Source organism: Martelella sp. NC20, assembly GCF_013459645.1.
In the GTDB taxonomy this organism is placed as follows: domain Bacteria; phylum Pseudomonadota; class Alphaproteobacteria; order Rhizobiales; family Rhizobiaceae; genus Martelella.
The window spans coordinates 121,515-146,395 of sequence record NZ_CP054862.1 but is presented as its reverse complement, the minus strand read 5'-3'; the positions used below and the strand labels follow the sequence as shown (position 1 = coordinate 146,395).

The following is a 24,881-nucleotide window of genomic DNA, read 5'->3' as shown; positions in this document are numbered from 1 at the left end:
CCGCCAGCCTCGGAACGTTCATGGAGACGTGCGCGATGAGCAAGACGATACTTGTAACCGGTCCCGACCTGGCCGCAGAGGCAAAGGCGCTGGCGACCAGCCATGGCTACGAGTTGGTGCACACGCCCGCCTATTCCGATTCTGCGGTGATTTCGGACTATATGGCGAAGACCGGGGCCGTCGGAATTGTTTCGCGCATGGGTCGCATCGATGCCTCCGTCATCGAGGCGGCCCCGCAGCTTCGGGTGATCTCGAAGCATGGCGTGGGCGTCGACAACATCGATATCGTCGCGGCGGCTGAGCGCGGCATTCCGGTGCTGGTCGCCACGGGCGCCAACGCGGTTTCGGTGGCCGAACATGCCATCGCCCTGTTGCTGACCGTCTCCAAGCGTATCCTGTCGTTGGACCGGAGCCTGCGCGAAGGCCGCTGGGAAAAGCCCGGCTTTCAGGGGCGGGAGCTCAACGGCGGCACGATGGGCCTGATGGGTATCGGCGCGATCGCCCGTGCGACCGGCGTCATGGCCAAGGGGCTGGGCATGAAGCTGATCGCCTATGATCCCTATGCACCCGACAGTGCCTTCGAGGCTGTGGGCGCGCGCCGCTGCGCGACACCGCAGGAGCTGTTTTCCGGGTCGCAGGTGTTGTCGCTGCACAGCCCGTTGACCGAGGGGACGCGCAATATCGTCAATGCCGAGGCGCTGGCGCTGATGCCCAACGGCTCATACGTCATCAATACCGCGCGCGGCGGGCTGGTCGACGAGCCAGCGCTGCTGGAGGCTGTGGTCTCCGGCCACATCGCGGGCGCCGGCCTCGATACCTTTGCATCCGAGCCGCCGGGGCCGGATCATATCTTCTTCTCTCAACCCAATATCGTCATGACCCCGCATATCGGCGGCGTTACCGCTCAGGCCAATGCGCGCGTCGGCACGGATGCGCTACGCGGAATCTTCGAAATCCTTGACGGTCACCCGGTCGCTCCCGAGCGGATCGTCAACCGCGCATTCCTTGCCGCTCCGTCGGCACACCTCACTAGCATGGAGAAATAACAATGCCTGCCGGCTTTCGAATCCTTAACCGTAACCAGGTTGCCTCGAAAGAGCTTGTCGATGCCTTCGCCAAGCTTCCCGTCGCCAATGTTTCCGACAGCATGTCACGGATGACCGCGGCCGGGGCCACTCTGCGGCCTATGCATGCTTCCGGGAACCTCGCCGGCGTTGCCCTGACCGTGAAGGCGCGGCCGGGCGACAACCTGATGCTGCACAAGGCAATCGACATGGCCGTCCCGGGCGACGTGATCGTTGTCGACGGCGGCGGCGACCTTTCGAACGCCCTCATGGGTGAGCTGATGCTGGCCTACGCCGTCCGCAAGGGTGTTGCCGGCTTCGTGCTGAACGCGGCGATCCGTGACCTTGACGCTTTCGTCAAGACCAATCTGCCGACCTTCGCCGCGGGCGTCAGCCATCGCGGCCCTTACAAGGACGGTCCAGGGGAGATCAACGTTCCGATCAGCATTGGCGGCATGGTGATCCGCCCCGGCGACATCATCATCGGCGACAGCGACGGCGTGCACTGCGTTCCACTTTCCGATGCGGAAGAGGTTCTGAAGAAGACCCAGGCCAAATCCGATGCCGAGATCAATCAGATGAAGGCCATTGCCGAGGGCGCCAACGACCGCAGCTGGGTCGATGCTGCGCTGAGGAGGCTGGGCTGCGAATTCCCCGCGGACTGATCCGCGGCAAGACGACCAATGAGCATGTCAAGGAGGAGAGAACCATGCTGAAATTGATCCGTACCACTGCGCTGACCGGCGCGATGATCCTGACGGCTGGCGCTGCGCTCGCCGAATACCCGGGAAAGCCGATCGAGGTGATTGTCGGCTTTTCCGCCGGAGGCGGCACTGATGTGATGGCGCGTACCGCGGCCCCCTTCATCGAGAAATATCTCGGTGACGGTGCAAGCCTGGTGGTGAAGAATGTGCCGGGCGCTTCCGGCCAAATCGGCGTCACAGAGGTCGCCGAAGCAGATCCCGATGGCTACACCATCGGCACGTTCAACCTGCCGGGCATGATGGCGCGCACCATCGACCGGGAAGCCGGGTATGACCGGGACAGCTTTACCTATCTCGCCAATGTCGTGAACGATCCCAACGTGATCGTCACCGCGAAGGGCAGCGGCTTCGACACGCTCGACAAGCTGATCGCGGCGGCGAAGAAGGATCCGGGCGCGGTGACCGTCGGGATGTCCAGCCTCGGCGGCGACGATCACTTCGCGCTGATCAAGCTCGAAGGACTGACCGAGGCCGAGTTCACCATCGTTCCCTTCAAGGGTTCCGCGCCGGCGCGCACCGCGCTGATGGGCGGCCACGTCGCGATGGGCATCCTCAACATCTCCGAAGTGGCGAGCTTCCAGGACGAGCTGAACGTGCTGGGCGTTGCGACCGAGGAGCGTTCCGACTTCGCGCCGGACCTTCCGACGCTGAAGGAACAGGGCGTCGACCTCGTGAATGGTTCGATGCGCGGCTTCGTGGCGCCTGCCGGCCTGCCGGATGATGTCTCCGCCAAGCTGGATGGGGCCTTTGAACAGATGGCTAATGATCCCGAGTTCCTTGCTGCCATGAAGGCGACCGCGAACCCGGTCGAGATCGTCACCGGCGATGAATTCAAGCAACTGACGTCCGAACTCTATGATTTGGCGAACGGCGTCTGGCAGGAAACGCCCTGGAACTGATGTTCCATGCTGGCGGCGCGTCGATCGATGCGTCGCCTGACCTGCTTCCCAATTCGTCAAGCCCCTGAGGGAAACTGTCCATGCCAGACGACCGCAAGAGCCGCCTGCTCCGACCCGAGACGTTGACGGCCATCGGCATCATCATCGCGGCTGCCGCTTTTCTCTTTCCCACGGCTGATCTGCGTCCGATCTCCGCCCTGCTGCCCGCCGCCATGCTGGTGGGCCTGATCGTATTGTCGATCCTGCTCTTGATTGGCGATCAGCGTCATGCCGCGCAGGGAGAAGCCGCCGAGACTATCGCCAAATCGTGGCGCCGCGTCATCGGGGCCTTCTGCCTGATCCTCGCCTATGCGCTCGGATGCGACTTTGTCGGCTTTTATCCGAGCACGATCGTCGTCATCCCGCTGGTCGCCTGGGTATTCGGGTTCAGAAACTGGCTCGGCCTGCTTGCCGCCACGGTCATTGTCGTCGGGGCCATCTGGCTGATCTTTGATTTCGGGATGTCCCAGGGCTTCCCCGTCGGACGCCTTTGGCAGAACTGAGGTCACGATGTATTCCGATCTTCTCAATGCCCTTCCCGAGGTTGTGGGATTTACGAATTTCGTCGCCGTCGTCATCGGCGTCCTGTCGGGCATCGTCGTGGGCGCCATGCCGGGCCTGTCGGCAACGATGGCGATTTCGGTTCTGGTGCCCTTCACCTTCGGGCTCGATCCGCTGGTGGCACTTGGCCTGATGGCCGGCATCTACAACGGCGCGATGTATGGCGGCGCGATCCCGGCGGTGCTGCTGCGCATTCCCGGCACGCCGGCCGCCGTCGCCACCACCTTTGACGGTTACCCGATGGCCCAGAAGGGCGAGGGGGGCTTTGCGCTGCAGGTGGCGGTCGTGTCCTCGTCCATCGGCGGCATCGCGTCCGCCTTCGCGCTGATGCTGCTGGCGCCGCCGCTTTCCAAGGTGACGCTGCTATTCGGTCCCGCCGAGGTGTTCTGGGTCGCTGTCTTCGGACTGGCCTCGATCATCTTTCTGCTGGGCGGCAATCCGGTAAAGGGGCTGATCAGCGCTTGCTTCGGGGTGTTCATCTCGGTGGTGGGTTCCGATCCGATCTATGGCGATGACCGTTTCACCTTCGGCCAGCTCGAGCTCCTGGACGGGATCAGAATCGTGATCCTGCTTGTCGGCCTCTACGCGCTGCCGCCGGTGATCGATCTTCTGGAGACGCCGCTGAAGACGGATGGCGTGGAAGGCAGCAAGCTCGGTACGCAGCCGATCTGGAAGGCGCTGCCGCGGATGAAGCATTTCTGGAAGACCTGGCTGCGTGGATCGCTGATCGGCATCTGGATCGGGATCCTGCCCGGCGCGGGCGGCTCCATGGCGGCCTTCATATCCTATAACGAGGCGCGGCGCGCCTCGAAGCACCCCGAACGCTGGGGTGAGGGCGAGCCCGAGGGCGTTGCCGCCGCCGAGACCGCCAACAATGCCGACACCGCCTCGGCGTTGATCCCGGCCCTGACGCTTGGCATTCCGGGAACCGCCGTGGCCGCGGTGATGCTGGGCGGTCTGCTGGTGCATGGGCTTCAGCCCGGGCCGATGCTGTTCCGGGACAATCCGGATGTCGTTTTCGGCTTCATGTGGCAGTTCCTGTTCGGCGCCATCCTGCTGGTCCTGTTGGGCGGTTCGTTGGCGACCAACAGTTTCGCAAGGCTCTTGAACCTGCCGCGTCCGTTGCTCGGATCAATCATCATCGTGCTGATGCTGATTGGCGTTTACTCGATCAATGGCCGCATGTTCGACGTCTACCTGATGCTCGGCTTCGGCGTGATCGGATGGCTGATGGACAAGATGAAATTTCCGCTGCCGCCAATGGTGCTGGGCCTGATCCTGGGCGCATTTGCGGAAGAGAACCTGCGCCTAGCGCTGAGAATCGGGCGTGGCGACTGGATGGTGCTGTTCCAGAACACCACCAGTCTTGTGATCGTCGCCCTGACGCTCGCGGTTGTCATCGGCCCGATAATCAAGCGCCGGATCGTGGCCCGCCGTGCGGCGGACGGTGGTGACGGGACGGAGGGCTGAGGCATGGTTGCCGCAAACTCCCTGCCGTCCGGATCAGAGCAACTGGCGCGGAACTGCCGCACAAAGCAATGCTCTGGCCGACCGTCGCCGGGAGCGACGATATCGACCGAAATCTGTTCACGACACAATCTGGGAGGACATTGTCATGAAAGAAACCTTGCGCCTTGCGGTGCTCTCGGGGCCCGCGCTGGCCGAACAGGGTAATCCTATCGCCTTTATCTCGGGTGACACGTTCGAAGCCGTTACCAGGGAGCAGGAAGCGACCGCCCCCGAAATCTCGAATTGATAACCCTCTCGCGGTCATTCCCGACCGCGAGCCGTTCCAACCCGGGGCAGGGCCCCGGCGAACAAGGAGAAACATGATGAAACTGACAAGAACCCTTTGCGCCGCCGTGCTGGCGCAGTCCCTGGCACTGCCGCTGGCCGCCCATGCCGAAGACTGGACGGCCTACACTTATTCCTCGGTCTCTACGACTGCGGCAGTGAAGGGCATGAACCGCATCGCGGAGCGTGTCGGCGAGGAAACCGACGGCGAACTGACCATGACCTTGCATCTGGGCAAGACGCTTCAGATCGCTTCGTCCGACATCACCCAAGCGGTGGGTGACGGCATTATTGACTTTGCCGCCGATTTCTTCTTCTCGGGCACGGTACCGATCGCGCGGATCCTCAATCTACCGATGCTGATCGAGAATGATGAGCAATGGGACAAGGCCTATGCTGCCATGGAGCCGACCCTCATCGACGCCTTTGCCGAGCAGAATGTCGTGCTCTTGGGCGGCTACCGCTATCCGGAGCAGACGATCTTCACCACCTTCCCGGTGAACAGCCTTGTCGATCTCAAGGGACACAAGATCCGCGTGACCTCTCCCGAGCAGGGTAAGTTCATCGAGGCGTTCGGCGGTGCGCCGATCACCCTGTCAGGCAGCGAAGTGCCCACCTCGCTAGAGCGCGGCGTGATCGAGGGCGTTCTGACAGCGAGTGCCGGCGGGGCCAAGAACTGGCATGAGTTCCTGCCCTACAACTACCGCTTCCCGGTGAACTACGGCAACTCGATGATCATCGCCAACGCCGATGCCTTCGACGCGCTGCCGGAAGAAACCCGGGCGACTCTCAGCAAGATCGCCGCCGAGGAAGGCCCCGCCATCACGGAGGACTTCCGCGAGGATGAGAAGGTGCAGATAGCGGCGCAGGCGGAAGCGGGCATGACCCTGACCGACGCCTCTGCCGCCGAAATCGAGATGGCGACCGAGAAGCTTGCCCCCTATTGGGAAGCCTGGGCGGAAGAGAATGGCCCCGAATATGTCGAAGCCCTGAAGGTCGTGCGCGATGCAATCGGAAAATAGGCCAGACGATGCCGAAACCACGAGGCTGGCTTCTGCCGGCCTCATCTTCGATATGGGCGAGGCGGTGACGCGGACCCTGACCGGGCTGGTTCTGACCGGCCTCGTCGTGATGGTATGCACCGAGGCGCTGTTGCGGGGCGGTTTCAACTACTCGCTCGGCTTTGCGGAGGAACTGACGGGCTATTGCGTGGTGCTGTTGACCTTCCTCGGCGCGGCGCTGGCGCTGCGGCACGGGGCGCTGTTCCGGGTGCACTTCCTGTTCGACCAGCTTGGCCGGCGGGCGCAGACCCTGCTGCGCTGCCTCTTCATTCTGGTGGCGCTGGCCCTTTGCCTGACGCTGGCCTGGAAAACCAAGGACCTGACGTTGTCGTCCTTCAGCCGTGGCAAGTTTGCGCCCACAGTCCTGCGCACGCCGCTGTGGATTCCGCAGATCGTGCCGCCGTTGGGGTTCCTCGTCATCGGCTTCTTCCTCGTCGAACAGTTCCTGCTGACCTTCCGCAAAACAGAAGAAAGACACTGACATGGAAGCGATCCTTGCCTTTGGCCTTCTCATCGGCCTCATCCTCGGGGGCATGTGGGTGCAGTTTGCCGTTGCCGGGGCAGGTCTGTTCTACCTTTGGATGCTGAAAGGCTTTGCCGGCTGGAAAGCCCTGGGGCTGGTAAGCTGGGGCGCCGCCAACAGCTTCACCCTGGCCGCCATACCGCTGTTCGTGCTGATGGCCGAGATACTGCTGGGCTCGGGCCTTGCGGGCCGGCTCTACAACGGCGTCGCCCCGTTCATGCGGCGTTTGCCGGGCGGGCTGCTGCACACCAATATCGTGGGATCGGGCATCTTCGCGGCGATCTCCGGCGGCAGCGCGCCGACGGCCGCCGCGATGTCCACCGTCTCTCTGCCAGAGCTGGGCCGGCGCGGCTACGACCGTCGCCTAGTCGCCGGGTCGCTGGCCGCCGGCGGCACGCTGGGCATTCTGATCCCGCCCTCGATCACGATGATCATCTATGCCACATTCACCGAGACCTCGATCGCGCGGCTGTTTGCGGCCGGGCTGGTGCCGGGCATATTGCTGGCTCTGTTCTACATGGCTTTCATCGTGTTCCGCGCCTGGCGCAATCCGTCGCTCGCGCCCAAGGTGGAGACCAAGGCGACGCCGGCCGACCTGATGCGCGCTGCCCTCGACATTCTGCCGTTCGTCATGCTGATCGTCATTGTTCTGGGCAGCATTTACGGCGGTTTCGCTACCCCGACCGAGGCAGGTGCCGTGGGCACGGTGGGTGCGATCCTGATATCCGGCATTTACGGCAAACTCAGCTTCGACCTGATCCGCCGGGCGTTGGTCCGGACGGCGGTGATGAGCGGCAATATTCTCTTCGTTGTCTTTACCTCGATGATTTTTGCCTATGCCACCGCGCTCTCAGGAGTGGGAGAGGCTCTGGTTACAAAGCTCGAAAGCGCCGACGTGTCCAAGGTCGCCTTCCTGTTGATCATCATGGTGGTGTTCGCCATCCTCGGCTGCTTCATGGAAGGTCTGGGCATGATCGCAATCATCGTGCCGGTGATCTTCCCGGCGCTGCTGGCGCTGAACGTCGATCCGATCTGGTTCGGCGTCTTCGTGGTGATCCTGGTGGAACTGGGGCAATTGACGCCACCTCTCGGCGTGATCCTCTTCGTCGTTGCCTCATCCTCCAAGGAGGTGTCGGTGGAGGACGTGATCATGGGCACTTTGCCCTTCTTCGCCATCATTTTGTTGTTCATGCTGCTGATGATCGGTTTCCCGCAGATTGCACTCTTCCTCCCGGAGGTCACATTCGGATGACAACCCATAGCTACCCCGCCCCGGACCCCGTCATCATCGATGCGGAGGTCTTCACCGAGCTGCCGGGCCATCTGCGCCGCCCCGGCGTTTCCTCCTATTGGGCCGAGAAGAACCGGCACGGGCAGGCGGTCGACAGTTTTATCGAGGGGCCGTCCTTCGACAGGGAGGGCAACCTCTATTTCGTCGATATTCCCTTCGGTCGGGTGTTCAGGGCCGCGTCGGACGGCATGGTCGAACAGGTGACGGAATATGACGGGCAGCCGAACGGGCTGAGGATCCATCGCGACGGGCGGATTTTTCTGGCGGATTATCAGAACGGCATCATGCTGCTGGATCCTAAGGGCGGGGCCGTGACCCCTGCGCTCTCCGATTGCGATACCGAGGGGTTCAAGGGCTGCAACGACCTGCACTTCGGCCGGGATGGCACGTTGTTTTTCACCGATCAGGGACAGACGGGCCTCCACGACCCGACGGGCCGCGTCTATCGCTGGCAACCGGAGACCGGCCGGCTCGACTGCCTGATCGACACGGCGCCAAGCCCGAACGGGCTGGTGCTGGACCTTGCCGAGCGGGTGCTTTTTGTTGCGGTGACGCGGGCGAACGCGGTCTGGCGGTTGATCCTCTCGCCGAGCGGACGGGTGAACAAGGCCGGGCTCTTCATTCAGTTCTCGGGCGGTCGCGCCGGGCCGGATGGGCTGGCTCTGACGGCGAGTGGCGGCGTGGTGGTGTGTCAGACCGGCATGGGCCTCGTCTGGGTCCACAATGCGCTGGGACAGCCGGTCGCCGTGGTGCGCAGCCCGCAGGGACTTGGCACCACAAATTGCGCCTGGGGCGGCGCGGACGGGCGCAGCCTGTTCATCACCGAAAGCGACAGCGGCTCGATCCTCAGGGCGACATTCCCGCCGCATCTGGATATTTCGGGTGCGCCGATGTTCGCCCACGCAGAGTGAGCTCTGAGCATGACGGAGGGCGGCGAAGGCCAGCGCTCCAGAGGATGTCGAGGAAGGTCATCTGTCGTTGTCATGGGGATCGGACGGATTTCGGGACTAGATGCAGAAAATCTGAATAAATCCTTAAATTTAATTCTCTTTTATTAAGGAAAACAAATGTTACATAAGGTGCCTTGGGAGGAGTGATCTGGCAAAGGTTTATGGCAGATGGCTTCCGCTGACTGAAAATCCGAGGAGGAGAACATGAAGTATTTCCGTAGAATTACCGCCACCCTGGTCTGCACACTCGGGCTGGCCGCTGGCATAGGTTTCGCTCAGGCGGCCGAATGGCCTGACCGCAGCATCACCCTTATAGTGCCTTACGGCGCCGGCGGCACCACCGATGTCTCCGCCCGGCAGCTTGCCACCATGGCCGAGAAGAAGCTCGGCCAGCCGATCGTGGTGGAAAACCGCCCGGGCGGCAGCGGCGCCAACGCCATGCGCTTCGTGGCGAGCGCCAAGCCGGATGGCTATACGCTGATCGCGACGACGTCCTCGCCTAGCTTCGTGACGCCTGCGCTGCGCCCGACCGGCTATGACCCACTCAAGGATTTCGTGCCGATCGTGAACTATTCGGGGCCCTATCACGGCGTTCTCGTCAAAGGCGATTCCGAATACACTTCCCTGAATGATCTGGTGAAAGCCACCAAGACAGGCAAGACCCTCACTTATGGCACGGCCGGTGCCATGGGCGGCGCGCATCTCGCCTTCACCAAGCTTGCCGGCGAAACCGGCGCTCACCTGCAGCACGTGCCCTTCGACGGCGCGGCTTCGGCCACGGCGGCGGTTCTCGGCGGTCATGTCGATATCGCTCTGGTGCCTGCCTATCGCGATCTGGTCGAGGATGGCCAACTGAAGCTGCTCGGCGTGCTTGATGGCGACAACGATCCGGATTTCCCTGACGCGCCGACCCTGGAAGAGGCCGGCTATGATGTCGAATTCCCCTCGATCGTCGGCGTGCTTGCGCCCGCGGGTACCGATCCCGCAATCGTGGAGAAGCTGGAGACGGTGTTCACCGAGGTGGCGTCTTCCGACGAGTTCAGGGACTTCATGACCCGTTTGAACCAGCCCGTCCGCATCATGAGCGGCGAGGCCCTGGGCGAGACGATCGCCACCAACCTTGAAGCCTACAAGGCCGTGGCCAAAGAAATGGGCATGTCCCAGTGAGCCTCGACGGGAACAAACGCGGGATGTCGGTCTTCGGCATCCGCACCCTGACCTGCGCGCTGCTGCTGGCGGGCGCCGCCACGGGGCTCGTGCTACTTGAAGCACAGGTGCCGGTCTGGAATCTCGGCGGTGCGGGGCCGACGGCGCGGACCTTGCCGCGCGTGGCGCTGGCGCTGCTGGCCGCAGCACTTCTGCTTCGCCTTATCGTCGGACTTTTCGGAACGGACAAGCCTGTCGGATCGATTCGTGACTGGAGCCCGGTCTTTCTGGTGATCGTTGGGACGGTGGCCGCGCTGGCACTGATGCCTCTTGCCGGTTTCATTCCCTGTGCAACCGGTCTCGGCATCATCATTGCGCTCGCTTATGGGGAACGCAAGCCGGTCTTCTGCATTGGCCTGCCGGTTCTGGCGGCGCTTGCGATCGGCCTTGGGGCCGAGCATGTGCTGAACATTCCGTTGCCGTGACGCCGTCGTTGCAAGACGGCTTGCGCACCGCCATTCACGACCGATTTGACGGAGATCCCCCACATGATCATGGAAGCCTTCTACGCGCTTTTCGACTTCTGGATCCTGCTTGCCATGCTGGCCGGGATCGCGGTGGGGATCGTCATCGGCGCCATTCCCGGTTTGGGGCCGAGCATGGCCATTGCCCTGCTGATCCCGATCACCTTCTCGATGCAGCCTATACCGGCGCTTCTTCTGCTTCTGGGCGTCTATCAGGGTGCGATCTTCGGCGGCTCCATCTCCGCCATCCTGCTGAACGTGCCGGGCACGCCGTCCGCTGCCGCCACGGCGCTGGACGGACACCCGATGGCGCGTCAGGGAAAGGCCGGCAGGGCGTTGCGCATCGCGCTTTTCGCCAGTGTCTTCGGCAACCTCTTCAGCTGTCTCGTTCTGATGGCGCTGGCCCAGCCTCTTGCCTCGGTGGCGCTCGATTTCGGCCCGGCGGAAATGGCTGTGCTGATTTTCTTTGCCTTGCTTGTCATCGTCCTTCTGGGCGGAGGATCGAAGCTCGACTCGCTGATCATGGTGACGGTCGGCGTCTGTGCCGGGGTTGTCGGGCTCGACCCGATCAGCGGTTCGCCCCGGTTCACGTTCAACTCCTTCTCGCTTGAAAACGGGTTCGCGCTGATCCCCGTGCTGATTGGCCTCTTCGCCATGTCGGAGGTGCTGGTTCAGCTTTTCGACAGGTCGAAGTCCGATGTGGCGGAGGCCCCGATTCCGCCGGTGCCAAATTCGCATGTCGGCTGGCTCGACATGTGGCGGATGCGCACCACGCTGCTGATGTCTTCGGCCATTGGAACCTTCATCGGCATTCTGCCCGGAATCGGTTCTACTATTCCCGCCTTCATGAGCTACGGTCTGGCGCGATCGCGCGCGAAGGAACCGGAGCGGTTCGGCAAAGGCGAGGATGCCGGCGTTGCGGCGCCCGAGGCTGCCAACAACGCGGTGACCGGCGGCGCTCTTGTGCCGATGCTGGCACTCGGCATTCCCGGCGATGCGGTGACGGCGGTCATTCTCGGCGCCTTCATGCTGCAGGGGCTGGCACCCGGACCGTTCCTGTTCCGCGATCATGGCGTCGAGGTTTATGCGATCATCGAGGCGCTGCTGCTGGCTTCGCTGCCGACAATCCTGATCGGTCTGGCGCTGTTCCGTGTGGCGATCCATGTCATCCGGGTCCGGCCCCGGCACCTTTTCCCGGTCATCGCGCTGCTCTCCGTTTTCGGGGCCTACTCGGTCAATAACATGCTTTTCGACGTATGGGTCATGCTCGGCGCAGGGGTGCTGGGCTTCCTGTTCCGCCGCTCCGGTTTGCCCGTGCCGCCGCTTCTGATCGGACTGATCCTCGGCAAGCCGCTGGAACAGGCGGCGCGGCAGGCGCTGCTGACGAGCGGCGGCAGCCCCGATATTTTCGTCAGTTCCCCGATTTCGATCGGCTTTGTGGCCCTGATCATCGTCTTTGTCGCCGGGACGCAGGTCCTGCCGCATCTGCGCAATCGACAGAGACAGCTATGATCATCTGCGATTGCCACATCCACGCCTTCGCAAAAGGCGTCGAACGGGCAGGGGGCGCCTATGTCCCGCCCGAGAAGGATATCCGGGATTTCATCGCCGAGGAGGCGCGGACCAACAGCATCGGTCGGGCGGTAATCATCCAGGCCTCGGTCGACGGGACCGACAATACCGCTCTCGCCCGGACGGTGGCGTCTCCTCCCGAGGCGATCGCGCTGCGCGGCGTGGCGATGATCTCGCCCGCCTCGACCGGCCTCGAGGCGCTTGCCGCAACCGGCATCAGGGCGGCGCGGCTGCAGGACCGGGGCCGTGTGGGAATCAACCAACTCGACCTCTTGCCGCAGGTCGCGGCGCGGGCGGCAGAGGTGGACTGGCATGTCGAGCTCAACACCGAGCCGGAGCGCTTCGACCGCGTGGCGACGGCGCTCGAAGCCATGCCCGCGGGACAGCCGCTCGTTCTTGATCATTTCGGCCATGCCGACCCGACCTCCGAGGCCCAAGTGACAAGCCTCTCCCGTCTGCTGGACAGCGGGCGCGTCTGGGTGAAACTCTCGCCCACCCGGGTCAGCACACGGCCGGACAACTATGATGACCTCGCCGATCTGGTTTTGCGGCTTGTGCAGGGCTGGCCCGATCGCTGCCTCTGGGGCAGTGACTGGCCCCACGTGATGACGCCGCCGCCCGTGCCGCGTCTCGCGCCGATGCTCGATTTGCTGAAACAGGTTCTGCCGGAAGAAGGCCTCAGGGCGGTGCTGCAGGACAATCCCGCAGCGCTCTATCGGTTCTAGAGCATTCCCGGCGAAAACCGGACCGCCGGAAATGCTCTATCTATTTGTTTGTACGCGCGACCTGGCGGAAAACCGGTATCCACTTTTCCTGGGCACCCTCCAGTGGCTTTGCCCCGACATTACCCGGGTAGATACGCGGAAAGGCGCTGGGCTCTGCGGTGCACGCCTTACAAATAAACCCGCGTTGGTTGAGACCGTTGATGGCCTTGAGCTTGCAGTCGAAGCTCGATGCTGCGCTGAAGTCAGCGAGGCATCGTCGGAACTGATGTTTGCTCTCGTAGGGGTAGCGCTTGGCGGCCGCGTCCTCGATCGATCGTTTCGTCCTCTCTGTGAGCGTATGAAAGCTGCCGTTGAATCGTAGACTTTGAGGCGGGAACGCTTCAAGCACGGCTCGTTGCCGTCATTAAATGGCGTCAATCGTCCGACTTTTCGGACCCTGCTTTGTCAGTTCCTTCAAGCAGCAATGCGAGGCGCTGGAACCGTCCGCGGCGAATATGCTGCCGGGCGGCCTCTTCCGCCGCAGCGACATCGCCGTTTTCGATAGCGGCATATATGGCGAGGTGATCCTTGAGCGACCAGGCTTCGTAATCATAGCGTCCTTCCGTCTGTCCCCGTATCATTTCGGCGGAGGCCAGCAGAATCTCGGCGGTGTGCTGGACATATCGATTGTTCGAGATCCGGTAGATACATCTATGAAAGCGATCATTGACTCCGAGAAACTCAGTTTCGTTCCTTTGCCCCTTCTCCTGATCGGTGAGGATAGAGCGCAGCTCTATCAGATTCGACGTGTTCGCCCGCTTGGCGGCAAGGCGCGCAGCCAGACACTCCACTGCTTCGCGCATGTCATAGATTTCTTCGGCACGCGCGATATCGATGGTGGCGACAACCATTCGCCCACCACTGGTATGCGCTAGGAATCCTTCGCTGAGCAGACGCTGTAAGGCTTCGCGCGCCGGAGTCCGGCTGACATTGAATAGCTTGCAAAGGCTCTGCTCACTGATCCGGTCGGCCGGAGCGAGTGTCCCGTCGCGCAGCAACTCGCGCACTTTACCGTATACAGCCTCTCCCAGAGAGTCCTCTGCCTTGCTGTTGGCGCTCAAGATAAAAACCTCAAAAAAACAATGTGAAACTCGGTAACTTGTGTCTAGCACACAATTTACCGCAGCATCAAGGTTGACGCATTCTCGGCAATTGGTATACAGAAATAGCAGTTAAGTTGCATTATGCATACAGTTGAAAGCCTGCATTCATGCCCCGAACAGTTCTCGTAACCCGCGACCGAATTCACCCGGATGCCGTCGCAATGCTGGGCGAAGCCGGCTTCGAATGTCTGTTTTCGCCTCCGTATGCGACTGGCGAGGAGGTTGTTCGCACCGCCTCGGAGGCCCGGGTCGACGCGATCATGGTATCTCAGGGGCGAATTACGCGTGAGGTCATCGCCGCGTCGAGCGCGTTGAAGGTGATCGTCAAGCACGGCAGCGGGGTCAACAACATCAATCTGGCAGCGGCCGAGGATTTGAGCATACCGGTCTACCGCGCCGTCGGTGCGAATGCGCGTTCCGTAGCCGAGCATACCATCGCTTTGATCCTTTCCCTGCTCAAATCGCTGCCGCAACTCGACAAGGCGACGAAGAGCGGCGAGTGGATGAAATCCTCGTTTATCGGCCGGGATATCAAGGGTGCCCGGTTGGCACTGGTGGGATTGGGCGTGATCGGGCGTGAGGTCGCCACGCTCGCCAAGGGGCTGGGGATGGAGGTCAGCGCCTTTGACCCCGGCTGCGATGCCGAAGCCCGCGACACACTGGGCCGCGACAACATCACGCTGGTGAGCGCAATCGAGGACATGCTTGGCGAGGCCGATATCGTTTCCCTGCACTGCCCGCTCACGAGCAAGACTCGTCATCTGGTCGACAGGCGTTTTCTGGCGGCGCTGAAGCCCGAGGCTGTCTTGATCAACACAGCGCGCGGCGGGATCGTTGACGAAGAGGCGCTGGCCGAGGTGCTGATAGCCGGAGAGATCGCCGGAGCGGGGATCGACAGTTTCGAGCAGGAGCCGCCTCCGGCAAGTTTGTCTCTGTGGGGCGCGCCGAACCTGATCGTCTCCCCGCATGCCGCAGGTCTGACGCCGGGAGCGGAGCGCGCCATGGCGACGACAGCGGCGCAGCTCATTATCGATCATCTGGCGGGCAAAACCATCCCCGCCGAGTTTCATGCCAAGGCCGCCGTTCTCGGCGGGCTTCAGGAATAGGAAATGACATGACCGAAGGTTTCCGCGTCAAGACAAATTGGGACAGGGTGAGCGAGGCCGAGGTGCAGCGCGCAAAGAGCCTGCCGGTCTCCAACATAAGTGACGTTATGTCACGCCGTTTCGCGGCCCCGGCCAGCCTGCGTCCGATGCACCGCGCAGGTGCGATGGCCGGGCCCGCCCTGACCGTCAGCGTGCGCCCCGGCGACAACCTGATGCTGCACAAGGCATTACAGATGGTGCGGCCGGGCGAGGTAATTGTGGTCGATGCAGGCGGTGCACTCGACAATGCGATCATGGGCGAACTGATGCTGGCGCGGGGCGCATGCTCCGGCGTCGCAGGGATCGTGATTTACGGCGCCATCCGAGATGTGGAGGCAATCAGCCAGCAGGACATACCGGTTTTTGCCAGCGGCGTTTGCCATCGTGGCCCCTACAAGGACGGCCCCGGCGAGATCGGTCTGCCCATTGCTCTGGGTACGATGATCGTTCACCCCGGAGATCTGATCGTCGGAGATCGGGATGGCGTTCTGGCGGTGCCTCGCTCCTCTGTGGGCGCGGTTCTGACCCGAGCCGAGACGAAGCACGCCTCCGAGGGGGCGCAGCTTCAAGATACGCTTCAGGGTGCATACAAGGGCGACTGGATCGACCAGACGCTGCATCAGCTGGGATGTGAATTCATGGATTGAGGCCGGCGTCGATGTGATTGCCGAAGCCTGATTTTTCAAAACGGGAGGAAGATATGACAGTGTTCAGAAACAGTTTCAAAGCCGTGATGACGGCAGTTGCGCTGACGGCGGCAACCATCATGCCGGCGGCGGCACAGGAGTTTCCGGGGTCGCGGGGCCTCGAATTCGTAGCCGGCTACGGCCCGGGCGGCGGGCACGATACGATGCTGCGCATGATGGCCAAAATCATCCAGTCCAAGAAGATTGTCGACGCCAGCATCAATGTGGTGAATAAACCCGGCGGCGCCGGCGCCACCTCGCTGGGCTACCTGAACTCTCATAAGGGGGATGGACATTATCTGATGTCCGCGACCTCCTCATTCATCACCACCCCGTTGACCACGGATGTCGGCCTCAACTACACGGATTTTACCCCGATTGCCCGGCTGGGCATCGACCCGGTCATCATGGTCGTGCCAGCCAAATCCCCGATCAAGTCGCTCGATGATGTCAAGAACGCCGAACGCGTTCTCAACATCGCCGGCGGCGGGCGCGGACAGATCGAGAATATCGTGACGCTTCTTCTCGGCGACAGAATGGAAAAGACCTTCAACTTTATCCCTTTCCAGGGAGATGGAGAGGTCTCCACGGCGGTCCTCAGCGGCCAGGTCGACGCAGCGATGATCAACCCCGGTGCGATCAAGGAATTCATCGAAGCCGGACGGGTGCGGGCAATCGCTATCTCCACCGATGAGCGGGCGATAATGTTCCCGGATCTGCCCACCTTCAAGGAAAGCGGCTTCGATGTCGTCGCTTCGGTTTTCCGAGGCGTGGTGGCTGCCAAGGACATTCCCGAAGATGAAAAGAACTACCTGTCGAACATGGTCGAGAAGCTTCAGGCCACCGATGCGTGGAAAACGCAGTATCTCGAGCCCAACGGGATCATCCCGGGCTACCTCGGGCCCGATGCTTTCGGGGCCTATCTGGAGCAGACCAACGAACTGTATCGCTCGACCCTGGAACGGCTCGACCTTCTGAAAGGGTGACTGAGTTGGAAAAAGGGATCCATTTGATCTTCTTGGGTTTGCTGACGGCTTTCGCCGTCGGCATCCTAGTGGATTGATCGGATCAAAGGAGTCCGTTGGTTGATTCCCAACCGCTTTGAGATGTGCGAGTCTGCGGCATGCGCAGCAACATTTCCTTTACGGTATCTCCCGACGACCGGCAGCGATTGAGCGCCATCGTCGCGGCCCCGAACAGCCCACAGAAGCACGTCTGGCGGGCACGTATCATCCTTCTGAGCGACGATGGTCTGGGCACCTCGGCGATCATGGCCGAGACCGGCAAGTCGAAAACCTGTGTGTGGCGCTGGCAGGAGCGGTTCATGCATGAGGGCGTCGACGGCCTGCTTCATGACCGGTCCCGGCCACCCGGCAAGGCGCCGGTCCCGCCGGAGCGTGTTGCCGAGATCGTCCGCTTGACGCAGGAACCGCCGCCGCACGAGGCAACACACTGGACGCTGCGCGCCATGGCCAGGGTCGCCGGCATCGCGGCCTCGACGGTTCAGGCGATCTGGAAGGCTCACGGTCTCAGCCCGCATCGCTGGAGGCAGTTCAAACTCTCCAACGATCCAGCCTTCGCCGAAAAGCTCACCGACATCGTTGGTCTTTATGTCGACCCGCCGGCCCATGCCGTGGTGCTGTCGGTTGACGAGAAATCACAGATACAGGCTCTCGACAGAACCCAGCCCGGACTGCCGATGAAGAAGGGCCGTGCCGGCACCATGACCCACGATTACAAGCGCCACGGCACCACCACTCTGTTTGCCGCGCTCAACGTGCTGGATGGCACGGTCATCGGCCAGAACATGCAGCGCCACCGCCATCAGGAGTTCATCCGCTTCCTCAACCGCATCGAGCGCGAGGTGCCGCAAGACAAGGCCATCCACGTCATCCTCGACAATTACGCCGTACACAAAAAGGACAAGGTCCGCGCCTGGCTCGCCCGCCATCCGCGCTGGACCTTCCACTTCACCCCGACATCCTGCTCCTGGCTCAACGCCGTCGAGGGCTTCTTCGCCAAACTCACACGGCGAAGGCTCAAATACGGGGTCTTCCATTCCGTCGTCGATCTGCAGGCCGCAATCAACCGTTTCGTGCGCGAATACAATGCTGACTGTCCCAAGCCATTTGTCTGGAAAGCCGATCCCGAGGACATCATCACCGCACGAAACCGAGGGTTCCAAACGTTGGAATCAAACCACTAGACGGTTCGGCCCATCTGAAATTTGCGGACGAATATTCTTTCGGGCCGGGTTTCGTGCCTGTCGTCATCGCATCACTGATGCTGTTCTGCTGTGCTGTTCAGGCGGTCAAGCTTCTGCGTGCCCGGCCGGCTGTGGTGACGCAAGCAACCGATAGGCAGCCCCCTAACCTGGTTGGGCTCGGGCTTGCAATTGCGATTATCGGCTTCGGCGTTGCCGCCATGTCGTTCGGTTCGGTCTTTGGCCCGGTCGCGGCGATCGTGTTTCTGGTTTCCTGGGGGGTGATACGACACCCGTTGCCAATCTCGCTGTTTGTCAGCGTCTCAACAACCGCTGTCCTGTACCTGATCTTCGCTGTCTGGCTCGGCCTACCCATCACTTGAGCTTTTATAGGTTTGCAAATGCTACATTCGCTGTCCGAACTCTTTTCGGCGATGGCTCAGTTTGCTTCGCCGGGCAACTTGGTGCTGATTTTTGCGGCCGGAATGATTGGCACCGTCGTCGGCGCCTTGCCGGGGCTTGGTCCGTCGGCGGGGATCGCGCTGATGATGCCGCTTACCTTCGGGATGAACCCTATCTCCGGATTGAGCCTGCTGACCGGCGTCTATATGGGCACGATGTATGGCGGACGCCTGACTTCGATCCTGATCAATACGCCGGGCGACGCACCAGCTATCGTGACGGCGATAGAGGGTTACCCGATGATGCAGAAGGGCAAGGGAGGCCTGGCGCTCGGAATCTCGGCGATAGCCTCTTTCATCGGCGGCTTGTTCGGTCTCGCGGTGCTGGTGCTTTTCGCGCCGGTCATCGCCGAATATGCGATCTTCCTCGGGCCGCCGGAATATTTCATGCTGATGTTGCTTGGTCTCAGTATGATTGTCGTCCTCGCGGGCGCAGATCCGATCAAGGCCTTGATCGCGACATTCTTTGGCGTCCTGATCAGCACCATCGGCAGCGACTACGTGTCAGGCAATGCCCGCTTCGTCATCATGCCCGAACTGATCGACGGCGTCGATTTTGTCGCTGTCATTATTGGTCTATACGGTATTGGGGAAGTCCTGGTGGGCATCGAGGAACGGGTTCGCCTTGAGATGGGCAAACCGCGCTTCCGCTTCGGAGAGTTTGTGCCAAACCGGAGCGAGCTGCGCCAAACGGCGCTGCCGATCCTGCGCGGCTCAACGCTGGGCACGCTGATCGGCGTTCTGCCCGGAGCCGGCGCAACGATCGCCACCTTCGTATCCTATACGACCGAAAGGAAACTGACGAAGACGCCCGAGCGGTTTGGCAAGGGGGCTATCGAGGGTCTGGCTTCGCCCGAAGCAGCGAACAATGCAGCCGTGCCCGGTTCGCTGATCCCGCTCCTGGCGCTGGGCATTCCAGGCTCAGGCGGCACGGCAATCATGCTAGGCGCGCTGGTCATGTTCGGGCTCAATCCCGGACCGATGCTCATGGTGCAATCCGCCGATATCGTCTGGGGGACCATCGCCGGGCTCATCATCGCGAATTTCTTCCTGCTGCTGTCCAACATTATGTTGATCCCGGTTTTCGTCAACGCATTGCGGATCATCCAGAAGCACCTCAGCGCCATCGTCCTGGCCTTCTGTCTGGTCGGCGCCTTTGCGATCAATTACGGGCTTTTCGATATCTGGGTCACCGCGATTTTTGGACTCATTGGCTACATGATGAAACGCGCAGACTACCCCACGGGCCCGTTCATCCTGGCGCTCGTCCTGTCGCCGCTTGCCGAGAACTACCTGCGACAGTCCATTATGCTGGGGCAGGGGGAGTGGAGCATTTTCTTTGCCAAGCCGCTGACCGCAAGTTTCAGCACACTGGTGCTGCTGGTGATGGCATTCGGCCTGCTCAAGGCCCCATTTAGGGCGATCTGGAGCCGCCGCGAATTGTAAACGATGAGTGGCGCTCCAGTCGTCCGAGTTGAATACGGGAGCGGAAGACTGGTCGGCGAAGAGCTTTGACGAAGCCTTCAGATGTACGATCAGCCTTTGGCGTAACGGGCGTAGGTGCCAGGCGGTGCGGCCGACCCAGTCGGTGGGTGTCAAGCGGTCGAGATCGATCCCCGGCGCAAGTGGATTTGAGCCTGCCTGTGGAGGGGTAAGTGAGCAGTGTATTTGGAGACCAGCACTTGGGAGACGGTCGCCTCAGTTGATATGCCGCCTCGCGATTGACGCGATCGGTTTTCGCTTTGACAAGCATTTACCTTGATGTCTCATCTTATAGTGGAATTCCAGATTAGCATTTCTCTCATATAAGGCAAAACGGTCCTAACCGTCGGCGTCCCGAGTGAACGACGTGTCGTCTGTTCGTATCCCTTCAAGACCTGATGCTGTCCATCAAAATGGAACACGTCACTCAAATCCAGCCATACGTCTCGTCATAAATACTCTCGAGTCTCTTGGTCACGACCTTATCCTCATATCATCGCAACCGGCAGCAGTTCAGACGTCTCTGCTTTCGAAACGACATCATTCCCGCACCACCGCCCTCGTCGGCGAATAGGGTTTGTTCGACGTTGACTCGATAGAAGCGCTGCATGTTTCGCGACGCATCGAGACTTTGATGAACAATCGTTTCAAAGACAATTGTTGACCTCACCTAAACACGATCGCCGGCGTCGTCGAAAAAGTGGAGATGGTCTGGCGGGAGCGATACCGTGATCTCGCCCTCGAACCGAAGCGCGGCCCGATCCTGGGTGAACATCTTGAGGTCCTGGCCTCCGACATTGAGATGCACGATGATACCAAAGCCGGTCGGCTCAATGAGTTGGGTTTCGGCGGTGACGGCAGCGCTTTCGACCGAGAGGGCAACATGTTCCGGACGGATGCCAAGCGTCATGGCGCTGCCATCCTCCATGCCGGGGCGCACCGGGAGCGCCACCTCGACGCCGCGCTCAAGCGTCAGCACCGGCCCGCTCTCCTTCAATCGCAACTGTCCCTCGAGAAAGTTCATGCCCGGCGAGCCGATGAAACCCGCGACAAAGCGGTTGACGGGGCGGTCGTAGAGATCGAGCGGGCTTCCCACCTGCTGGACGACGCCGCCATTCATGGCGACGATCCGGTCGGCAAGCGTCATCGCCTCGATCTGGTCATGGGTCACGTAGATCGAGGTGGCGCCGATATTCTTGTGGAGCTTCTTGATTTCGGCGCGCATCTGCTCGCGCAGGCGCGCGTCGAGGTTTGACAGCGGCTCGTCGAACAGGAACGCCTTCGGCTCGCGCACGATGGCGCGCCCCATGGCGACGCGCTGGCGCTGGCCGCCGGACAGTGCGCGCGGGCGGCGTTCGAGAAGCGGATCGAGGCCGAGGATCGTCGCGGCCCTGCCGACCACGGATTTGATAGTTTCGCGGGGCGTTCTGCGCAGGCGCAGGCTGTAGCTCATATTGTCGGCGACGCTCATATGCGGGTAAAGCGCGTAGGACTGGAACACCATCGCGATATCGCGATCCTTGGGCGCCAGATCGTTGACCCGCCTGCCGGCAATGGCGATATCGCCGTCGGTGATCTCCTCAAGCCCGGCAATCATGCGCAACAGCGTCGATTTACCGCAACCCGAAGGGCCGACAAGAACGACGAATTCGCCATCCTCGATGTTGAGGTCGACGCCGTGGAGCACCGGGGTTCTGCCGTAGCTCTTGCGCACGTCCGAAATATCGATGGAAGCCATTTGGAAGTCCTTTCAGCCTTTGACGGCGCCCGCGGTCAGGCCTTTGACGAGATAGCGCTGGATGGCGAGGAAGAAGATGCAGGCGGGAATGAGGGCGAGCACGCCGGCGGCCATCATCTGACCGAAGTCGACGGAGAATTTGGACACGAAGGTAAGGAGGCCGACCGGAAAGGTCGCCGCGCTGTTGCCCGAAATCAGCATCAGGGCAAACAGGAGCTCACTCCAGGCCGCGGTGAAGACGAAGCCGAGCGTGGCGGCAATGCCCGGCAGGGTGAGCGGCAGGATGATCTGGCGAAACGCCTTGAACCGGGTCGCGCCGTCGATCATCGCCGCTTCCTCGAGATCCTTCGGAATGCCGTCGAAGAAGGATTGCATCAGGAAGGTGGCGAAGGGTACGTTGAAGGCGGTATAGACGATGATGAGGCCCGCCAGCGTGTCGGTCAGCCCGAGCGGCGACAGAAGCTTGAAGATCGGCGCCACCAGCATGACCAGCGGAAACATCTGGGTGATCAGCAACAGCGCCACGATCCAGTATTTGGTCTTGAAGGCAAAGCGCGACAGCGCATAACCGGCAAGCGAGGCAACGATGGTGACGGCAATGGCGGTGGAGGCGGAAACGATGACGCTGTTTCTGAAGAACAGCGGGAAATCGGAATGACGCAGCACGAAGTCGAAATGTTCGAACGTCATGCGCGATGGCCACATTCGGACCCCTTCGCTGTAGAGCAGCCTGTTGGGCGTTACCGCAACTTTCAACAGCCAGTAGAGGGGGAACAGCGCAAAGGCGACATAGGCGAGGATTGCGAGGCGATGCGCTGCCGTGAGGGCTATTTTTTTCGGTCTCATTGTCTCAGCCCTTGTTCAGCAATGTCTGGCGCAGGAGGATGATCAGCAGCGCATAGGCCAGAAGCAGCACCAGCAGCACGAGCGCGATCGCCGAGGCATAGCCGAAGTCGAGCTTGCGGAAGGCCTGGGTGAAAATGTAGCTGGCTACAATCTGGGTGCGGTTGGCCGGTCCGCCGGATGTCATGACCACGATCAGGTCGGCAAAATTGGCAATCCAGACCGTGCGCAGCAGAATTGTGATCGCCATGGTCGGCGCCAGAAACGGCAGGGTGATCGATAAAAACCGCTGCACCGGACCGGCGCCGTCAATGGCCGCCGCCTCGTAGAGATCGCGCGGGATCGACTGGAGGGCCGCCAGCATGGTGATGGCGAAGAAGGGGATGCCCCACCAGACATTGGCGGCGATCGGCCCCCACATGGCAAGGGCGGGGTCGGAGAGGATGTTTTCCGGTTCCGCCATCAGGCCAAGTGCGTGAAACCAATGCGGCAGCGGACCGATGACCGGGTTGAAAAGCCAGGCCCAGTTGAGGCCGGCGAGAAAGGTCGGCACGGCCCAGGGCAGAAAGACCAGCGCCTGAACCAGACCGCGTCCGTAAAACGGCTTGTCGAGCAGGAGCGCCAGGATGAGACCGAGGACAAACTGCAGGAGAACGGATGCGCCGGTCCACCAAAGCGTGTTGCCGAGCGCACGGCGAAAGGCCTTGTCCCCGGCAAGCGCCTGAAAATGTTCAAGCCCGATGAAGCCGCCCGAAAACGGATTGAGAAGCTGGACGTCGCGGAAGGCATAGGAAATGCCCACGACAAGCGGAACGAGGATCACAGCGGCGATCAGAAAGAGTGCCGGAGCGCTGTAGAGATAGGGCTCGAGAAACGCGCTTGCCCGCTTCGCCAGTGGTTTCCTGGCACGGTTGTCCACCGCGTCGGTCATCGTCTGTCCTTTGAATGATCGAAGAAAGGCGCCGGCCGGCAGCGGTCTCCCGCCGCCGGCCGCACGGATGCGTTATCTGGCGAGGTGCTTCTTCTGCGCCTTGGTCAGGTAGTCGGCCCACTCGTCGGCCATTTCCTGCGCGGTGATTTCGCCGAGCAGGGCCTGCTGCGAGGTCGAGATGGACAACGAATCCTTGAAGAAGCCGAATTCCTCCAGATAGGTCGGCATCACGGTCGGCACGGCATCCGGGTCGTTCAGTTCCTCGAACCAGCCGGCAAACTGCGGGCTGTCATAGAAGGGGTCTTCCTCGGCGGCCTTCTGCACGGGAAGCGCACCGGTGCGCTTGTTCCAGGCAACATTGCCCTCCGGGCTCTCGAGCGTCGCGATCAGTTTCCACGCGAGGTCCTTGTTGTCGGAGGCCGACATCATCGACCAGCCGGCATAACCGATGGTCGGGAAGGTCTTGCCGGACGGCCCCTTCGGCATAGTCGTCACGCCGTAATCGCTCTCGTCCATGCGTTCGGCAATGGCGATCAGCGCATCGGGGTCCTGGTCCAGGAAGGCGCAGGTGCCGGAATAAAAGCCGGCGACGATCTCGTTGAAGCCCCAGTTGACCGAATCCTTCGGCGCGTAGCCATTCTGGTAGAGGTCGATCAGCCACTGGAAGCCGTCGACCCAGCCTTCCTGATTGGCCGTGGAAGTGCCGTCTTCCTCGAAGAACACGTTGGAGCCGGCCATGTCGGCGCCATACATCAGCCAGCCATTCAGCCCGCCCGCGCCGCCGCGCAGGCAATAGCCGTATTTGCCGTCCAGTTCGGAGATCTTCGCCGAGGCTTCCGTGAATTCGGCAAGCGTGGCCGGCGGCTCGGAGATGCCGGCGGCTTCCAGCAGGTTCTTGTTGTAGAACATAGCGCGCAGATAAAAGCCGTAGGGCAGCATATAGGCCGTGCCGTCAACCTCGCGACCGAGCTCCAGCGCCCGATCCGTCAGATCATCTGTATATTCCCAGTCGGCGAGATAGGGCTCGAGGCTTTCCAACATGCCGTTATTGGCATAGAGCGAAACCCAGGAATCCGGCATTTCGACCACATCGGGAATATTGCCGGCGGAGACCATGGTGGCGAACTTCTGGAAGGCCTCGCCCCAGGGCAGCGAAATGATTTCGACATCGGTACCCGGATTGGCTTCCTCGAAACTCGCGACGATCGATTCCAGCGTTTCGGTTCTGGCCGGGCTGGTGATGACCTCGACCAGGGTGAGCGTTTCGGCGTGGGCGGCAGACGCCATGAGCGCCGAAAGGTATGTGGCTGTGAGCAGTTTCTTCATTTCCATTCCCC

Annotated in this window: 25 protein-coding genes and 1 pseudogene; 20 read left to right on the top strand and 6 right to left on the bottom strand. The window is 61.6% G+C overall.

What is annotated here, in order from left to right; all coding sequences use genetic code 11:
* Positions 1-35: 35 nt before the first annotated feature.
* The 14 genes from HQ843_RS27295 (at position 36) to HQ843_RS27230 (ending at position 12,913) form a co-directional block, all read left to right on the top strand.
* Positions 36-1,046, top strand: a complete 1,011-nt coding sequence (locus tag HQ843_RS27295; RefSeq protein ID WP_180902622.1) for a hydroxyacid dehydrogenase — start codon at positions 36-38, stop codon at positions 1,044-1,046.
* Between the two features lie 2 nt (positions 1,047-1,048).
* Entirely contained in the window at positions 1,049-1,729 is a 681-nt protein-coding gene (locus HQ843_RS27290; RefSeq protein ID WP_180902623.1) for an RraA family protein, read from the top strand.
* Between the two features lie 44 nt (positions 1,730-1,773).
* Positions 1,774-2,727 carry a Bug family tripartite tricarboxylate transporter substrate binding protein gene (locus tag HQ843_RS27285; RefSeq protein WP_180902624.1) on the top strand — a complete coding sequence of 318 codons (954 nt, stop codon included), beginning with the start codon at positions 1,774-1,776 and terminating at the stop codon, positions 2,725-2,727.
* Between the two features lie 80 nt (positions 2,728-2,807).
* Positions 2,808-3,269, top strand: coding sequence for a tripartite tricarboxylate transporter TctB family protein (locus tag HQ843_RS27280; protein ID WP_180902625.1), 462 nt, complete (start codon positions 2,808-2,810; stop codon positions 3,267-3,269).
* 7 nt (positions 3,270-3,276) lie between these two features.
* On the top strand, positions 3,277-4,797 hold the full coding sequence (locus HQ843_RS27275; RefSeq protein WP_180902626.1) for a tripartite tricarboxylate transporter permease: 1,521 nt from the start codon (positions 3,277-3,279) through the stop codon (positions 4,795-4,797).
* A 145-nt stretch (positions 4,798-4,942) separates the two neighbouring features.
* Entirely contained in the window at positions 4,943-5,083 is a 141-nt protein-coding gene (locus HQ843_RS27270; RefSeq protein ID WP_180902627.1) for a hypothetical protein, read from the top strand.
* Between the two features lie 76 nt (positions 5,084-5,159).
* Entirely contained in the window at positions 5,160-6,143 is a 984-nt protein-coding gene (gene dctP, locus HQ843_RS27265) for a TRAP transporter substrate-binding protein DctP (RefSeq protein ID WP_180902628.1), read from the top strand.
* Positions 6,127-6,663: a TRAP transporter small permease gene (locus HQ843_RS27260; RefSeq protein ID WP_180902629.1), complete on the top strand. Its 537-nt coding sequence runs from the start codon at positions 6,127-6,129 to the stop codon at positions 6,661-6,663. The genes dctP and HQ843_RS27260 overlap by 17 nt, the downstream gene beginning before the upstream one ends.
* A 1-nt stretch (position 6,664) precedes the next feature.
* Positions 6,665-7,957, top strand: a complete 1,293-nt coding sequence (locus HQ843_RS27255) for a TRAP transporter large permease (protein WP_180902630.1) — start codon at positions 6,665-6,667, stop codon at positions 7,955-7,957.
* Positions 7,954-8,907 carry an SMP-30/gluconolactonase/LRE family protein gene (locus HQ843_RS27250; RefSeq protein ID WP_180902631.1) on the top strand — a complete coding sequence of 318 codons (954 nt, stop codon included), beginning with the start codon at positions 7,954-7,956 and terminating at the stop codon, positions 8,905-8,907. The genes HQ843_RS27255 and HQ843_RS27250 overlap by 4 nt, the downstream gene beginning before the upstream one ends.
* Before the next feature lie 243 nt (positions 8,908-9,150).
* Positions 9,151-10,113: a Bug family tripartite tricarboxylate transporter substrate binding protein gene (locus HQ843_RS27245; RefSeq protein ID WP_180902632.1), complete on the top strand. Its 963-nt coding sequence runs from the start codon at positions 9,151-9,153 to the stop codon at positions 10,111-10,113.
* Entirely contained in the window at positions 10,110-10,577 is a 468-nt protein-coding gene (locus HQ843_RS27240; protein WP_180903544.1) for a tripartite tricarboxylate transporter TctB family protein, read from the top strand. Before HQ843_RS27245 ends, HQ843_RS27240 begins: the two co-directional genes overlap by 4 nt.
* A gap of 63 nt (positions 10,578-10,640) precedes the next feature.
* On the top strand, positions 10,641-12,128 hold the full coding sequence (locus HQ843_RS27235; RefSeq protein ID WP_180902634.1) for a tripartite tricarboxylate transporter permease: 1,488 nt from the start codon (positions 10,641-10,643) through the stop codon (positions 12,126-12,128).
* Positions 12,125-12,913 (top strand): amidohydrolase family protein, encoded by a 789-nt coding sequence (locus HQ843_RS27230; protein ID WP_246710467.1) that lies wholly within the window; start codon positions 12,125-12,127, stop codon positions 12,911-12,913. The genes HQ843_RS27235 and HQ843_RS27230 overlap by 4 nt, the downstream gene beginning before the upstream one ends.
* A gap of 413 nt (positions 12,914-13,326) precedes the next feature.
* Here the strand turns inward: HQ843_RS27230 and HQ843_RS27225 are convergent, their stop codons facing one another.
* On the bottom strand, positions 13,327-14,013 hold the full coding sequence (locus HQ843_RS27225) for a GntR family transcriptional regulator (RefSeq protein WP_180902635.1): 687 nt from the start codon (positions 14,011-14,013) through the stop codon (positions 13,327-13,329).
* A 149-nt stretch (positions 14,014-14,162) separates the two neighbouring features.
* On the opposite strand from HQ843_RS27225, the gene HQ843_RS27220 reads away from it, so the two are divergent.
* From HQ843_RS27220 to HQ843_RS27195, 6 genes are all read left to right on the top strand, one after another.
* Positions 14,163-15,161 carry a hydroxyacid dehydrogenase gene (locus HQ843_RS27220; protein ID WP_256432964.1) on the top strand — a complete coding sequence of 333 codons (999 nt, stop codon included), beginning with the start codon at positions 14,163-14,165 and terminating at the stop codon, positions 15,159-15,161.
* 8 nt (positions 15,162-15,169) lie between these two features.
* On the top strand, positions 15,170-15,847 hold the full coding sequence (locus tag HQ843_RS27215; RefSeq protein WP_180903543.1) for an RraA family protein: 678 nt from the start codon (positions 15,170-15,172) through the stop codon (positions 15,845-15,847).
* A gap of 53 nt (positions 15,848-15,900) precedes the next feature.
* On the top strand, positions 15,901-16,872 hold the full coding sequence (locus HQ843_RS27210; protein WP_180902637.1) for a Bug family tripartite tricarboxylate transporter substrate binding protein: 972 nt from the start codon (positions 15,901-15,903) through the stop codon (positions 16,870-16,872).
* Positions 16,873-17,009: 137 nt separating this feature from the next.
* Entirely contained in the window at positions 17,010-18,092 is a 1,083-nt protein-coding gene (locus HQ843_RS27205) for an IS630 family transposase (protein WP_180899062.1), read from the top strand.
* The gene (locus tag HQ843_RS27200) at positions 18,002-18,472 is read left to right on the top strand and encodes a tripartite tricarboxylate transporter TctB family protein (protein ID WP_371824627.1); all 471 of its coding nucleotides are present in this window, start codon (positions 18,002-18,004) and stop codon (positions 18,470-18,472) included. Before HQ843_RS27205 ends, HQ843_RS27200 begins: the two co-directional genes overlap by 91 nt.
* Before the next feature lie 18 nt (positions 18,473-18,490).
* Positions 18,491-19,996: a tripartite tricarboxylate transporter permease gene (locus HQ843_RS27195; protein WP_246710485.1), complete on the top strand. Its 1,506-nt coding sequence runs from the start codon at positions 18,491-18,493 to the stop codon at positions 19,994-19,996.
* Here the strand turns inward: HQ843_RS27195 and HQ843_RS29670 are convergent.
* The 5 genes and pseudogenes from HQ843_RS29670 to HQ843_RS27175 all read right to left on the bottom strand — a co-directional run.
* Positions 19,958-20,238, bottom strand: a pseudogene (locus HQ843_RS29670) (IS66 family transposase); the annotation flags it as partial. The gene HQ843_RS27195 and the pseudogene HQ843_RS29670 overlap by 39 nt on opposite strands.
* A 464-nt stretch (positions 20,239-20,702) precedes the next feature.
* Positions 20,703-21,770 carry an ABC transporter ATP-binding protein gene (locus tag HQ843_RS27190; RefSeq protein WP_180902639.1) on the bottom strand — a complete coding sequence of 356 codons (1,068 nt, stop codon included), beginning with the start codon at positions 21,768-21,770 and terminating at the stop codon, positions 20,703-20,705.
* A gap of 12 nt (positions 21,771-21,782) precedes the next feature.
* Positions 21,783-22,616 carry a carbohydrate ABC transporter permease gene (locus HQ843_RS27185; RefSeq protein ID WP_180902640.1) on the bottom strand — a complete coding sequence of 278 codons (834 nt, stop codon included), beginning with the start codon at positions 22,614-22,616 and terminating at the stop codon, positions 21,783-21,785.
* 4 nt (positions 22,617-22,620) lie between these two features.
* Positions 22,621-23,544, bottom strand: a complete 924-nt coding sequence (locus tag HQ843_RS27180; RefSeq protein WP_180902641.1) for a carbohydrate ABC transporter permease — start codon at positions 23,542-23,544, stop codon at positions 22,621-22,623.
* Between the two features lie 72 nt (positions 23,545-23,616).
* On the bottom strand, positions 23,617-24,870 hold the full coding sequence (locus tag HQ843_RS27175; RefSeq protein WP_180902642.1) for an ABC transporter substrate-binding protein: 1,254 nt from the start codon (positions 24,868-24,870) through the stop codon (positions 23,617-23,619).
* Positions 24,871-24,881: the final 11 nt, after the last annotated feature.

Bases quoted from the DNA above. Each gene is read 5' to 3' on its own strand.
- HQ843_RS27295 (WP_180902622.1), top strand. From the start codon at position 36: ATGAGCAAGACGATACTTGTAACCGGTCCCGACCTGGCCGCAGAGGCA.
- HQ843_RS27290 (WP_180902623.1), top strand. From the start codon at position 1,049: ATGCCTGCCGGCTTTCGAATCCTTAACCGTAACCAGGTTGCCTCGAAA.
- HQ843_RS27285 (WP_180902624.1), top strand. From the start codon at position 1,774: ATGCTGAAATTGATCCGTACCACTGCGCTGACCGGCGCGATGATCCTG.
- HQ843_RS27280 (WP_180902625.1), top strand. From the start codon at position 2,808: ATGCCAGACGACCGCAAGAGCCGCCTGCTCCGACCCGAGACGTTGACG.
- HQ843_RS27275 (WP_180902626.1), top strand. From the start codon at position 3,277: ATGTATTCCGATCTTCTCAATGCCCTTCCCGAGGTTGTGGGATTTACG.
- HQ843_RS27270 (WP_180902627.1), top strand. From the start codon at position 4,943: ATGAAAGAAACCTTGCGCCTTGCGGTGCTCTCGGGGCCCGCGCTGGCC.
- dctP (WP_180902628.1), top strand. From the start codon at position 5,160: ATGAAACTGACAAGAACCCTTTGCGCCGCCGTGCTGGCGCAGTCCCTG.
- HQ843_RS27260 (WP_180902629.1), top strand. From the start codon at position 6,127: ATGCAATCGGAAAATAGGCCAGACGATGCCGAAACCACGAGGCTGGCT.
- HQ843_RS27255 (WP_180902630.1), top strand. From the start codon at position 6,665: ATGGAAGCGATCCTTGCCTTTGGCCTTCTCATCGGCCTCATCCTCGGG.
- HQ843_RS27250 (WP_180902631.1), top strand. From the start codon at position 7,954: ATGACAACCCATAGCTACCCCGCCCCGGACCCCGTCATCATCGATGCG.
- HQ843_RS27245 (WP_180902632.1), top strand. From the start codon at position 9,151: ATGAAGTATTTCCGTAGAATTACCGCCACCCTGGTCTGCACACTCGGG.
- HQ843_RS27235 (WP_180902634.1), top strand. From the start codon at position 10,641: ATGATCATGGAAGCCTTCTACGCGCTTTTCGACTTCTGGATCCTGCTT.
- HQ843_RS27230 (WP_246710467.1), top strand. From the start codon at position 12,125: ATGATCATCTGCGATTGCCACATCCACGCCTTCGCAAAAGGCGTCGAA.
- HQ843_RS27220 (WP_256432964.1), top strand. From the start codon at position 14,163: ATGCCCCGAACAGTTCTCGTAACCCGCGACCGAATTCACCCGGATGCC.
- HQ843_RS27215 (WP_180903543.1), top strand. From the start codon at position 15,170: ATGACCGAAGGTTTCCGCGTCAAGACAAATTGGGACAGGGTGAGCGAG.
- HQ843_RS27210 (WP_180902637.1), top strand. From the start codon at position 15,901: ATGACAGTGTTCAGAAACAGTTTCAAAGCCGTGATGACGGCAGTTGCG.
- HQ843_RS27205 (WP_180899062.1), top strand. From the start codon at position 17,010: ATGCGCAGCAACATTTCCTTTACGGTATCTCCCGACGACCGGCAGCGA.
- HQ843_RS27195 (WP_246710485.1), top strand. From the start codon at position 18,491: ATGCTACATTCGCTGTCCGAACTCTTTTCGGCGATGGCTCAGTTTGCT.
- HQ843_RS27190 (WP_180902639.1), bottom strand. From the start codon at position 21,770: ATGGCTTCCATCGATATTTCGGACGTGCGCAAGAGCTACGGCAGAACC.
- HQ843_RS27185 (WP_180902640.1), bottom strand. From the start codon at position 22,616: ATGAGACCGAAAAAAATAGCCCTCACGGCAGCGCATCGCCTCGCAATC.
- HQ843_RS27180 (WP_180902641.1), bottom strand. From the start codon at position 23,544: ATGACCGACGCGGTGGACAACCGTGCCAGGAAACCACTGGCGAAGCGG.
- HQ843_RS27175 (WP_180902642.1), bottom strand. From the start codon at position 24,870: ATGAAGAAACTGCTCACAGCCACATACCTTTCGGCGCTCATGGCGTCT.